General features: G+C 73.1%; 10 protein-coding genes and 1 riboswitch. Of the genes, 5 read left to right on the top strand and 5 right to left on the bottom strand.

Annotated elements, in window-relative coordinates; all coding sequences use genetic code 11:
* Positions 1-190: 190 nt before the first annotated feature.
* From metE to JS521_RS26300, 3 genes are all read right to left on the bottom strand, one after another.
* A complete protein-coding gene (gene metE / locus JS521_RS26310; RefSeq protein ID WP_205085455.1) occupies positions 191-2,515 on the bottom strand; it encodes a 5-methyltetrahydropteroyltriglutamate--homocysteine S-methyltransferase in 2,325 nt (774 codons plus the stop codon).
* Positions 2,516-2,693: 178 nt separating this feature from the next.
* Positions 2,694-2,883: riboswitch (cobalamin riboswitch) on the bottom strand.
* A gap of 44 nt (positions 2,884-2,927) precedes the next feature.
* The gene (locus tag JS521_RS26305) at positions 2,928-4,322 is read right to left on the bottom strand and encodes an MFS transporter (protein ID WP_205085459.1); all 1,395 of its coding nucleotides are present in this window, start codon (positions 4,320-4,322) and stop codon (positions 2,928-2,930) included.
* A 62-nt stretch (positions 4,323-4,384) separates the two neighbouring features.
* Positions 4,385-5,098 (bottom strand): TetR/AcrR family transcriptional regulator, encoded by a 714-nt coding sequence (locus tag JS521_RS26300; RefSeq protein ID WP_205085454.1) that lies wholly within the window; start codon positions 5,096-5,098, stop codon positions 4,385-4,387.
* A 257-nt stretch (positions 5,099-5,355) separates the two neighbouring features.
* Between JS521_RS26300 and JS521_RS26295 the strand changes: the two genes are divergently transcribed.
* Positions 5,356-5,553 (top strand): hypothetical protein, encoded by a 198-nt coding sequence (locus JS521_RS26295; protein WP_205085453.1) that lies wholly within the window; start codon positions 5,356-5,358, stop codon positions 5,551-5,553.
* Between the two features lie 101 nt (positions 5,554-5,654).
* Here the strand turns inward: JS521_RS26295 and cobF are convergent, their stop codons facing one another.
* Positions 5,655-6,446: a precorrin-6A synthase (deacetylating) gene (gene cobF / locus JS521_RS26290; RefSeq protein ID WP_205085458.1), complete on the bottom strand. Its 792-nt coding sequence runs from the start codon at positions 6,444-6,446 to the stop codon at positions 5,655-5,657.
* Here cobF and JS521_RS37390 point away from each other — a divergent pair.
* From JS521_RS37390 to JS521_RS26270, 4 genes are all read left to right on the top strand, one after another.
* Positions 6,384-6,800 carry a citrate/2-methylcitrate synthase gene (locus JS521_RS37390; RefSeq protein ID WP_307847956.1) on the top strand — a complete coding sequence of 139 codons (417 nt, stop codon included), beginning with the start codon at positions 6,384-6,386 and terminating at the stop codon, positions 6,798-6,800. The two genes, cobF and JS521_RS37390, sit on opposite strands and share 63 nt — an antisense overlap.
* Positions 6,801-6,896: 96 nt before the next feature.
* Positions 6,897-7,961 (top strand): lipoate-protein ligase LplAB, encoded by a 1,065-nt coding sequence (lplAB, locus tag JS521_RS26280; protein ID WP_205085452.1) that lies wholly within the window; start codon positions 6,897-6,899, stop codon positions 7,959-7,961.
* Positions 7,962-8,001: 40 nt separating this feature from the next.
* Positions 8,002-8,868 (top strand): oxygenase MpaB family protein, encoded by an 867-nt coding sequence (locus tag JS521_RS26275; protein WP_205085451.1) that lies wholly within the window; start codon positions 8,002-8,004, stop codon positions 8,866-8,868.
* A gap of 81 nt (positions 8,869-8,949) precedes the next feature.
* On the top strand, positions 8,950-10,602 hold the full coding sequence (locus JS521_RS26270; RefSeq protein ID WP_205085450.1) for an FAD-dependent monooxygenase: 1,653 nt from the start codon (positions 8,950-8,952) through the stop codon (positions 10,600-10,602).
* 89 nt (positions 10,603-10,691) lie between these two features.
* Here JS521_RS26270 and JS521_RS26265 read toward each other — a convergent pair whose 3' ends face one another.
* On the bottom strand, positions 10,692-11,339 hold the full coding sequence (locus JS521_RS26265; protein ID WP_205085449.1) for a fasciclin domain-containing protein: 648 nt from the start codon (positions 11,337-11,339) through the stop codon (positions 10,692-10,694).
* Positions 11,340-11,412: the final 73 nt, after the last annotated feature.

Genomic DNA, 11,412 nt, shown 5'->3' with positions numbered 1-11,412 from the left:
GGGCGCGGCGCCCGCCCGGGGGGCCGTCGGGGGGGGGGCACCGGCGGCGAGCACCGCGGGGAGGGCAGCGGCGACTCCGTAACCCCCTGACCCGGCCCCGGCTCGGGCCCTCATGCGATGCGCTGCGGGGGGGGGGGGGGGGGGGGGGGGGGGGGGGGGGCCCCCCCCCCCCCCCCCCCCCGGGCCCGGATCACACCGCTTCGTCCGGCAGCTCCGCACGGATCTCCCGTGCGGCGGCGACGAGGTTCTCCAGGGAGGCCCGGGTCTCGGGCCAGCCGCGGGTCTTCAGGCCGCAGTCGGGGTTCACCCAGAGACGTGCCGCCGGGATGGCCTCAAGTCCCTTGCGGAGCAGGGCCGCTGCCTCCTCGGTGCTGGGGATGCGCGGGGAGTGGATGTCGTAGACGCCGGGTCCGGCCTCACGGGGGTAGCCGTGGGCGGCCAGTTCGCGGGCGACCTGCATGTGCGAGCGGGCCGCCTCCAGGCTGATGACGTCGGCGTCGAGGTCGTCGATGGCCTGGACGATGTCGCCGAACTCCGCGTAGCACATGTGGGTGTGGATCTGGGTGTCCGGCCGCACCCCGGCGGTGGCGAGGCGGAAGGACTCCGTCGCCCATTCCAGGTACGCGGCGTGCTCGGCGGCCCGCAGCGGCAGCGTCTCGCGCAGCGCGGGCTCGTCGACCTGGATGACCGAAGTACCGTTCGCCTCCAGGTCGTTCACCTCGTCGCGCAGGGCGAGGGCGACCTGGCGGGCGGTGTCGCCGAGCGGCTGGTCGTCGCGGACGAAGGACCAGGCGAGCATGGTGACCGGCCCGGTGAGCATGCCCTTGACGGGGCGCTCGGTCAGCGCCTGGGCGTACGTGGTCCAGCGCACCGTCATCGGCTCGGGGCGCGAGATGTCCCCGGCGAGGACGGGCGGGCGGACGTAGCGGGTGCCGTAGGACTGGACCCAACCGTGCTGGGTGGCGAGGTAGCCGGTGAGCTGCTCGGCGAAGTACTGCACCATGTCGTTGCGTTCGGGCTCGCCGTGCACCAGGACATCGATCCCGGCCTTCTCCTGGAAGGAGAGGACCTCGCGGATCTCGTCCTTGATGCGCTCCTCGTACCCGGCCTCGTCGATCCGCCCCGCCCGCAGGTCGGCGCGCGCGGTGCGCAGTTCGGTGGTCTGCGGGAACGAGCCGATGGTGGTGGTCGGCAGCAGCGGCAGCCCGAGGTTCGCGCGCTGGGCGAGCGTCCGCTCGGCGTACGGCTGGGAGCGGCGGCCGTCCGCGTCGGTGATGGCCGCCGTACGGGCGCGTACGGCCGGGTCGCGGGTGATGACGGCGGCGGTGCGGGAGGCCAGGTCGGCGCGGTTGGCTAGGAGTTCGGCCGTGATGGTGTCCGTGCCGGCGGCCAGACCGCGGGCCAGGACGACGATCTCCTCGGTCTTCTGCTTGGCGAAGGCGAGCCAGCGGGCGATCTGCGGGTCGATGTCGCGCTCGGCGTCCGCGTCCAGCGGGACGTGCAGCAGGGAGCAGGAGGCGGAGACGTCGACCCGGTCGGCGAGACCCAGCAGGGTGCCGAGGACGGAGAGCGACTTCTCGTAGTCGTTGATCCAGATGTTGCGGCCGTTGACGACACCGGCGACCAGCCGCTTGCCGGGCAGCCCCCCGGCCGCCGCGAGGTCGTCGAGGTTGCCCGCGCCGGACTCGGTGAAGTCGAGCGCCAGGCCGTCGACGGGGGCCTTGGCCAGGACCGGCAGCGCCTCGCCGAGCCGCCCGAAGTAGGAGGCCACCAGCAGCTTGGGCCGGTCAGTGAGGCCTCCCAGGTCGCGGTAGGCGCGGGCGGCGGCGTTCAGCTCGGCCGGGGTGCGGTCCTGCACGAGGGCGGGCTCGTCCAGCTGCACCCACTCCGCCCCCGCCGCGCGCAGGTCGGCGAGGACCTCCGCGTACACCGGAAGCAGCCGGTCCAGCAGGGCCAGCGGCTCGAAGTCGGCGGCCACACCGGGGGCAGCCTTGGCGAGCAGGAGGTAGGTGACGGGGCCGACGAGGACCGGGCGGGGCGTCAGGCCGAGCGCCAGCGCCTCCTTGAACTCCGCGACCTGCTTGGCGGAGTCGGCGGTGAACTCCGTGTCCGGGCCCAACTCGGGCACCAGGTAGTGGTAGTTGGTGTCGAACCACTTCGTCATCTCCAGCGGAGCGACGTCCTGCGTGCCCCGGGCCATGGCGAAGTAGCCGTCGAGGGCGTCGGCGCGGACCGCGTCACGGTGCCGCTCGGGGACAGCGCCGACCATGACGCTGGTGTCCAGGACATGGTCGTAGTACGAGAAATCACCGGTCGGCACTTCGTGGACGCCGGCCTCGGCGAGCTGCTGCCAGGTTCCCCGGCGCAGTTCGGCGGCGGTCTGCCGGAGGGCGTCCGCGGTGACGCGGCCCTTCCAGTAGCCCTCGATGGCCTTCTTCAGTTCACGGTTCTGTCCCTGGCGGGGGTAGCCGTACACGGTGGCCCGTGCTGCCGCGGCTGCGGGCTTCGCTGTCACGTGACTCTCCTTCGCGAGCGTGTCTGCGGATGCAGATCCCGGGACGGGACGCGGACGCGAAGGAACGACGCGCCGGGCGGACACCGGGACACGGAGAACCGTGTCCGTCCACCTGACGGTTGCGCCGACCCGCCCACGAGGTCACCGGGAACTCCGCACGCGATCGGTCGCGTGCGGGCAACGGGCAGGTCTTCGGACTCGCGGGCACGTCTGCCGGGGCAGACACCTAGTGGCCGTCGCTTCCCAGACCCGGCCGGGCCCAGTGCGTATGACGGCGGTCGTTCCCACTCACCGCTGCGGGGCAGTCCCGGATTCCCACCGGGTTCCCTCTTACGACGCCCTCTCCGGCTGACAGGGCGAACCAGCTGCACCGGCCACCCTAAGGGGACGACCGCCGGGCGCACACCGTTGTTCAGACTTCGGACGGTGATGTGGGACACGGGATCGGTTCCGCCGCCTTCCGGTCGGCGCTTTCCGGTGGCCCGCCACGCCGTTGTACGCCCGGCAGCATCGCCGCCGGGACCAACGCGAGCGCGACTGTCGCCGCGAGCACCAGGAGCGCCGTCCCGATGGACCCGCTCCCCTGGTGGGCCGGCCCGCCTCCGGCGGCGGCAGGCAGCAGTCCCGCTGCGACGGCGATGCCGAGGACGGGTCCGACGTTCACGGAGGTCTGCTTGAGGCCGCCGACCACTCCGGCGTATCCGGGCGGTGCGTCGCCGACCACCGTCGCGGTGGCCGTGACCATCACCGTGGCGTACCCGGCCCCCAGGAGGGCGAAGGCCGCACCCATCGCCACCGGTCCGGCGCCGCTGTCCGCCCGGGCCAGCCAGCCGATCCCGGTGACGACCAGCAGGGTGCCGCCGAGCGCGGTGGTCCGCGCGCCGAGTCCGCGCAGCACCCGCCCGGCGAGCGGCGCCCCGAGGACCATCAGCACCGTCATCGGCAGGGCGCGCAGGGCGCTGTCGAGCGGGTCGAGTCCGAGGGTGTTCTGCAGGAAGTACGTGCTGACGAACAGCGCGCCGAACAGGCCGCTCGCGGCGAACAGCAGCAGGGCCATGGAGGCGGTGACCGGCACCGACCGCGCGACCGCCGCCGGGACCAGGGGGTTGCGGCTCCGGCGTTCGTGGCGGACGAGGACGGCCGCGACGGCGGCCGAGCAGAACAGCCCCGCCACCGTGCGGCGGTCGGCCCAGCCGTGCACCTCCACCTCGGCGAGCGCGTTCACCAGGAGCGCGAGCGCGGCGGCGAGCAGCAGCGCGCCTCCGGCCTCCAGGCGGCGGGGCGCACTCCGGCCGGTCTCCTCCGGGACGCGGGCCGCCAGGCAGAACAGGCCGATCAGGAGCGCGAGGGGCACGTTGATGACGAAGACGGACCGCCAGCCGAGGTGCGCCACGAGGAGGCCGCCGAGCAGCGGACCGGCCGCGGCGGCCACCCCGATGGCGCTGGTCCGCAGGGCCACCGGCGGTCCGAGCCGGTCCGGCGGGTAGACCTGGCGCAGCAGGGCCAGCGTCGCCGGCTGCAACAGGGCTCCGAACACTCCCTGTACGGCGCGCAGCGCGATGACCCAGCCGATCGAGGGCGCCGCGGCGATGCCCGCGGACGCGGCCCCGAAGCCGAGGGATCCGATCAGGAGCAGGCGGGTGTGGCCGTAGCGGTCCCCGAGGCGTCCGGCGAGGACGAGGAGACTCGCCACCGCCAGGAGGTACGCCGTACTCGTCCACTGGACCTGGGCGAGGGTCGCGGAGAGATCACGCTGGAGGCTGGGCTGAGCCACCATGAGGACGGAACCGTCGAGCGCGACGATCATCGCCCCGGCGACACTGCCCGCGAGGGCGAGCCGGGGCCGTACCGGGGCTGCCGCGGCGGCGGTCACGGGTTCGCCGGTCCGAGGTGGGCGTCGACGGTCCGGGCGATGAGCGGGGCGAGGCTCTCGTGGGCCTGTGCGTCGCCCGGCGCGGGGGCGCCGAGGGTGAGGGAGAGGCTTCCCCAGCTCCACAGTTGGGCGATGCCGTGGACGTTCGCCCAGAAGACGGCGGCCACGGCGGCGGGGGCGTCCTCGGGACGCGGAGCCACGGCGGCCGGGGCGTTCCCGGGCCCGGGTGACCTGTCCCGGGCGGCGTCCTGCCGGTGGCGGGCAATCAGCGCGACGACCGACGCGAACATCGGGAGGGTCTTGTCCCGCAGTCTGGGCAGCCCGTCGGCCCCGTCTGCCCCGTCTGCCCCGTCTGCCCCGTCGACATCGTCACCGCTCTCCAGCAGGTCATGACGGAACATCAGCTCGAACATCGGGCGGTGCTCGACGGCGAATCCGACATAGGCCTCGGCGAGGCGGCACACCTGCGTACGCGGATCCCCGGCCGGGTCGACGGCCGCGTCGAGCCGGTCCTTCAACGCGTCGAACCCGCGTCCCGCGACGGCGGAGAGCAGCGAGCGGTGGGTCGGGAAGTAGCGGCGCGGGGCGCCGTGCGAGACCCCGGCGCGCCGGGCGACCTCCCGCAGCCCCAACGCCCCGATCCCCTCGGCCGCCAGCATCTCGGCGCCGACGTCCACCAGTCGCTCCCGCAGCGGGGTTTCGTCTTCCATGAGGAACTTCCAGCACCATCGAGTAGACACTGTCTACTCGATGGCGGTCGACACACGTTCCCCGGCCGTTCGACTGTTCGCCACCCTCTTCCTGACCCTCGGTCAGGTAGTTCGTCTCGACTGTGCGGAGGCAGTGACCCAGATGTAACCGAATGGCGTAGAGAACGCGGAACCACGGAGCGTCACAAGCCGTTCTTCTTCCCACTACACGGCCGCCGACCCGCGGCGAGGCCGACCGAGGAAAGGAACATCGCCCTATGAAGAAGACAGTCGGGTGGGCCCAGGACGGCGACGACTGGACGATCACCGTGAACGGCACGCTGTATCGCGCGATCGAACGGCCCACGGACGGCCAGGTGCACAACTACCTGGTGCGGGGCGACGACCTGACCGCCGAATGCCCGAGCCTGGGGCACGGCCTCGGCGTGATCCGGGCGCACGAGACCCGGCGCTGACACCCCACCGGTCCGACGACGAGGTGCGGAGGCCGCCGCCGCCCGCGCCTCGACTCGGCCCCCAAGGCGCGCCGTCCGGCGCCCGCGCCTCGACTCGGCCCCTAAGGGGTGTCGTCCGGCGCCCGGCGCAGCAGATAGGTGTCCATGATCCAGCCGTGCTGTTCGCGGGCCTCGGCGCGCAGGCGGCTGATCTCGTCGGCCACCTCGTCGAGCGGGCCGGAGACCAGGATCTCGTCGAGGGTGCCGATGTACGCGCCCCAGTGGATCCACAGGCCCCTGCCCGTCAGATGGGTGAAGCTCTCGTGGCCGTCGAGCATCACGACGATGTCGCCGTCGTCCTCGGGGAAACCCTGCGCCAGCCGCCTGCCCGGGGTGATGTGGATGGGGCGGCCCACCTGGTTCAGGGTGACGCGGTGCCGGGCGGCGAGGGCGGAGACGCTGCTGATGCCGGGGATCACCTCATGGCCGAATTCCACTGTGCCGCGCGCCCGGATGTCGTCGAGGATCGCGAGCGTGCTGTCGTACAGGGCCGGGTCGCCCCAGACCAGGAAGGCTCCGCACTGCCCCGGTGCCAGCTCCTCGATGATCAGGCGCTCGCAGATGTCGGCGCGCCGCTGCCGCCAGTCGTGCACGGCCGAGGTGTAGCGCCCGGCGTCCTGCTGGGTGCGGTCGCGCCACGGGTCGTCGGCCTCCACCACGCGGTACGGGCCGGTGAGGTGCTCGTCGAGGATGTCGCGCCGCAGCCGGGTCAGGGACTCCTTCTCCTTGCCCTTGCCGAGCACGAAGAAGACGTCGGCCCGGCGCATGGCCTTCACCGCGGCCAGGGTCAGGTGGTCGGGGTCGCCGGCACCCATGCCGATGACGAGGATGTGACGGGGTGCTGCGTCGCTCATTCCAGCCATGTCTGCCATGTCGGCCGATCATGCCAGGGGCGGGGTGCGCGATCGCGCCGGGCCGCGGGAGTCCGGCGCGAGGCGGGGTGGACTTACCAGGACGTCGTCGCGGCCGATCACCGCCGGCGCCACGGGCTCGCCCCCGTGCCACCGGACCTGGACTATCCGGCCGGGCTCGCGTACCACCTGATGGGGTTCGACATCGCTGCCTTCACGCCGATCTTCGTGATGAGCCGGATCACCGGGTGGACCGCGCACATAAGCGAGCAGCTGGCGCACAACGCGCTGATCCGCCCGCTCGGCGTCTACAACGGGCCCGACCAGCGGACCGTCCCCGCGCGCACCGGCGCGTGAACGGGGGGATGATCGACGCGCCCGCGCGCGTTATAGCCGGATGTGTCCGGCTCATCACCGAGCCGGGCGACAGGATTCCGAGCTGGAGGCGGCGCTGTGCACGGTGAGTACAAGGTTCCCGGCGGCAAGCTGGTCGTGGTGGACCTGGAGGTGGCGGGCGGAGCGCTGCGGGACGTCCGGGTCGCCGGGGACTTCTTCCTCGAACCCGACGAGGCGATCCTCGCGATCGACGCGGCGCTGGAGGGCGCTCCGGCCAACACCGACACCGCCGGGCTCGCGGCCCGGATCGAGGCGGCGCTGCCCGACTCCACGGTGATGCTCGGGCTGAGCGCGGAGGGTGTCGCCATCGCCGTACGCCGGGCGCTGGCGCGGGCCACCGAGTGGAGCGACTACGACTGGCAGCTGATCCACGAGGCCCCGCAGTCACCCGCGCTGCACATGGCGCTGGACGAGGTCATCACCGCCGAGGTGGCAGCGGGGGTGCGGCCGCCGACGCTGCGGGTCTGGGAGTGGGACTCCCCCGCCGTGATCATCGGCAGCTTCCAGTCGCTGCGCAACGAGGTCGACCCGGCGGGCCTGGAGCGGCACGGCGTGGACGTCGTACGCCGGATCTCGGGCGGCGGCGCGATGTTCGCCGAGCCCAGCTCCACCATCACGTACTCGCTCGCCGTCCCGCAGGCGCTGGTGTCGGGTCTTTCCTTCGCCGACAGCTACGCCTATCTGGACGACTGGGTCCTCGAAGCGCTCGCGGACATGGGCATCAAGGCCTGGTACCAGCCGCTCAACGACATCGCCACCGAGGTCGGCAAGATCGCCGGCGCGGCCCAGAAGCGGGTGGTGGGGCCGGACGGCGGGCCCGGGGCCGTGCTGCACCACGTGACGATGGCCTACGACATCGACGCCGACAAGATGCTGGAGGTGCTCCGCATCGGCAAGGAGAAGATGTCGGACAAGGGCACCCGGTCGGCGAAGAAGCGCGTCGACCCGCTGCGGCGGCAGACCGGCCTGCCGCGCCAGGTGGTGATCGAGCGCATGATCGAGTCGTTCCGCAAGCGGCACGGCCTGGCCCGGGGCAGCGTGACCGACGCCGAGCTGGCGCGCGCCGAGGAGCTCGTACGGACCAAGTTCGCCACGCCGGAGTGGACGGCCCGGGTGCCGTAAGGACCCCTCGGCGGACGGGCGCCGCCGCATACTGGGTCGTATGGACAAGGCGGCGTCCGGCTCAGGAGTACGGGAACGGCTCGGCAGGAGCCTCTTCGCCCGGGTGGCGGGGCCTTCCGGGCCGGAGAACCGGGCCCGGATCCACCAGACCCCCGGCCCCCGCTGGTTCGGCCCGGACCGGCCGGTGCGCCGGGTGCACGGGGACGCGTCCATGTTCATCGGCGGGCTGCGCGCCCTGCTCCTCCAGTCACTGCACCCGCTCGCCATGGCCGCCGTCGCCGGCCACTCGGGGTTCAAGGGCGATCCGTGGGGGCGGCTCCAGCGGACCAGCACGTTCCTGGCGGTGACCACGTTCGGCACGGCCGAGCACGCCCAGGAGGCGGTCGACCGCGTACGGTCCGTGCACGAGCGGGTACGCGGGATCTCACCCTCCGGGGAGCCGTACCACGCGGCCGATCCGCACCTCCTGTGCTGGGTGCACGTCGCCGAGGTGGACAGCTTCCTGCGGGCCCACCAGCGTTACGGGGAAAGGCCGTTGGACGGTGCAGGGTGCGACGGCTACATCCACGACATGGCGACGGTGGCCCACGCCCTCGGCGTCCCCGACCCGCCGCACGACCGCGCGGAACTGGCCGAACGCATCGCCGCCTACCGCCCCGAGCTGCGCGCCACCCAGGAGGCCCTGGACGCGGCCCGCTTCATCCTGCTGCACCCACCGCTGCCCTGGCCGGTCCGTCCCCCGTACGCCGTACTCGCCGCGAACGCCGTGGCCGCGCTCCCGCCGTGGGCCCGGGAGCCGTTGCGGCTGCCCCGGGTGCCGGGGGTCGAGGAGGTCTGCGTACGGCCCGCCGGGAAGGCGCTGACCAGGACGATCCGGTGGGCGATGACCCCGCCTGCGGGAGGCTGAGGGCCCCCCGGGTGCCGATGGCCGCCACGGGCAGGACGATGGAGGGGACCGTACGCGGGGGGCCCACGACGGGAGACCCCGGTGGCACGCAGCGAATCGACGGACGTCCTGGTGGTGGGCGCGGGCCCGGTCGGCCTGACGCTCGCCGCCGAGCTGCGGCGGGCGGGGGTGGCCTGCCGGATCGTGGACCGGCTGCCCGCCCGGCTGCCGTACGCGAAGGCAGTGGGCATCCAGCCGCGCACCCTGGAGCTCTTCGACCGGATGGGCCTGGTGCGGGAGGTGCTGGACGCGGCGGTCCCGATGCGCGGACAGCTGACGTACGTGAACGGGGCAGAGCAGGGCCGGGTCGAGCTGTCCCTCCCGCCCGAGGTGCCGTACGGCTTCGCCTCGCTGCCGCAGTGCGACACCGAGCGCCTGCTGGAGGAGTTCCTCGGTCGCCACGGGACCGGGATCGAGCGCTCCACCGCGCTGGTGGCGTTCGCCCAGGACCCCGCCGGGGTGACCAGCCGGCTCACGACCGCGGCCGGCGTCGAGGAGGAGGTCCGGTCCCGGTTTCTGGTGGGGTGCGACGGGGCGCACTCCGTGGTGCGCAAGGGGCTCGGGCTCACCTTCGAGGGCGGTGCGTTCCCCGAGGAGTACATGCTCGCCGACGTGGAGGTGGGGTGGAGTCTTCCGCCCGGGTACGGGGTGCGCTCGATGCACCGTGGCGAGGACGGGGCGGTCGACGACCTGCTGGTCTGCATCCCGCTGCCGGGGAACAGCCGCTACCGGATGTCGATGCTGGTGCCGCCGGAGCTGTCCGCCGCGCGGCAGGTGGAGGCGAGCGGTCCGGCGGGCGGCGGGGACGGGGCGGCGCTGGGCCTGGAAGGCGGCACGGCCCCCGGCCTCGCCGACATCCAGAAGGTCCTGGACCGGTTGGCGCCGGAGCCGGTGACCGCGTCCGCGCTGCGCTGGTCTTCGGTGTTCCGGATCAGCCACCGGCTGGTGGACCGGTACGGGGAGGGCCGGGTGTTCGTCGCCGGGGACGCGGCGCACATCCATCCGCCGACCGGCGCCCAGGGCATGAACACCGGGATCCAGGACGCCTGCAACCTGGCGTGGAAGCTGGCCCTGGCCCTCGGGGGCGCGGCGCACCCGCACCTGCCGGCCAGTTACGACGCGGAGCGGCACCCGGTCGGCGAGGAGGTGGTGGGCCGGACCGTCCGGCACGCCGCCGAGGGCGTGCAGGCGGACCCGACGGACGTGGAGACGCTGCTGCTGCGCGAGGCCCAACTCCTCGTCGGCTACCGGGAGAGCCCGATCGTGACACCGCTGCCGCCGGGCGACGAGACCACGCTCCGGCCCGGCGACCGGGCTCCGGACTGCGGCGGTCTCACCGGGGACATCGCCGCCTACCCGGTGCGGCTCTTCGACCTGCTGCGCGGGCGGGGCCATGTCCTGGTGGTGTACGGGAGTCACCCGGCCGGTGATACGCCTGCCGATCTCGCTGCGGCGGCAAGAGAGTTGACCGGCGGCCGGATGGAGGCGCACCGGATCCTGCCCGCCGACGCGCCGCCGGACGAGGCGACGGGGGTTCCTCATCACCATGACAGCCGGGGCGAGTTCGCGCTCCGGTACGGGGGCGGTGAGGGCGCGGCGTTCGTCGTACGCCCGGACGGGTATCTGACGGCCTGCCTCCGTCCGCCGACGGTGGGCGGGCTGAAGGAGGCGCTGGGGAAGGTCTTCGGACCGTGAGGGCGCGAAAGCCCCGCTGCGGACGGGACCTCGGAGGTTGATCGCGGTCCTGGCGCAGCGGGGCGGCCGGCGGTCGACTGCCCTGTCGGCTACTTCGGCATCAGCACGGTGTCGATGATGTGGACCGTGGCGTTGGCGGTGGGCACGTTGCCGCAGACGACGTTGGCGCTGTCGTTGACCTTGTAGGACTGGCCGGAGCCCGAGGTGGTGAGCGTGCTCTTCTCCAGGGTGTCGTAGGTGCCGCTCTCCAGCTGCTGCGGGGCCAGCTTCTCGCCCACGACGTGGTAGGTGAGGATCTTGGTGAGCATCGCCTTGTCGGCCAGGACGGCGTCCAGGTCGGCCTTCGGGATCTTGGCGAAGGCGTCGTTGGTCGGCGCGAACACGGTGATGTTCTGCGCGTTGTTGAGGGTGTCGACCAGGCCGGCCTTCTTCACGGCGGTGACCAGCGTGGAGAGTTCGGGGTTGTTGGACGCGGCGGTGGCGACCGGGTCCTGGGCCATGCCGTCGAAGCTGCCCGCGCCGTCCTTGGGGACCGTCGCACAGGCCGGCCCGAACGGCTTGTCGGTCGTGGCGTCGTCACCGGCGGCCGGCTTCGACTCCTCGGGGGTCGATCCCGCGGCGGAGGAGCTGTCGGACGCCTTGTCCGAGCTGTCCTCGGAGCAGGCGGTGAGCGAGAGCGGCAGCAGAACGGCGGCGACGACGGCGACGGCTGCACGGCGGTGGCGAAGGGCGTTCACGGAACTCTCCTGAAGGGTCGGCAGGGGGATGCGCATCGATGGAGGAAATGAACTGGTGGGGGTGGCTTGGGGG

The organism is Streptomyces durocortorensis, from assembly GCF_016901035.1.
In the GTDB taxonomy this organism is placed as follows: Bacteria; Actinomycetota; Actinomycetes; order Streptomycetales; family Streptomycetaceae; genus Streptomyces; species Streptomyces durocortorensis.
This window is presented reverse-complemented; position numbering and strand designations above follow the sequence as displayed.

Excerpts from the sequence above, each read along its gene's own strand:
- JS521_RS26300 (WP_205085454.1), bottom strand. The coding sequence starts at position 5,098 with ATGGAAGACGAAACCCCGCTGCGGGAGCGACTGGTGGACGTCGGCGCC.
- JS521_RS26305 (WP_205085459.1), bottom strand. The coding sequence starts at position 4,322 with ATGATCGTCGCGCTCGACGGTTCCGTCCTCATGGTGGCTCAGCCCAGC.
- JS521_RS26295 (WP_205085453.1), top strand. The coding sequence starts at position 5,356 with ATGAAGAAGACAGTCGGGTGGGCCCAGGACGGCGACGACTGGACGATC.
- JS521_RS26275 (WP_205085451.1), top strand. The coding sequence starts at position 8,002 with ATGGACAAGGCGGCGTCCGGCTCAGGAGTACGGGAACGGCTCGGCAGG.
- cobF (WP_205085458.1), bottom strand. The coding sequence starts at position 6,446 with ATGAGCGACGCAGCACCCCGTCACATCCTCGTCATCGGCATGGGTGCC.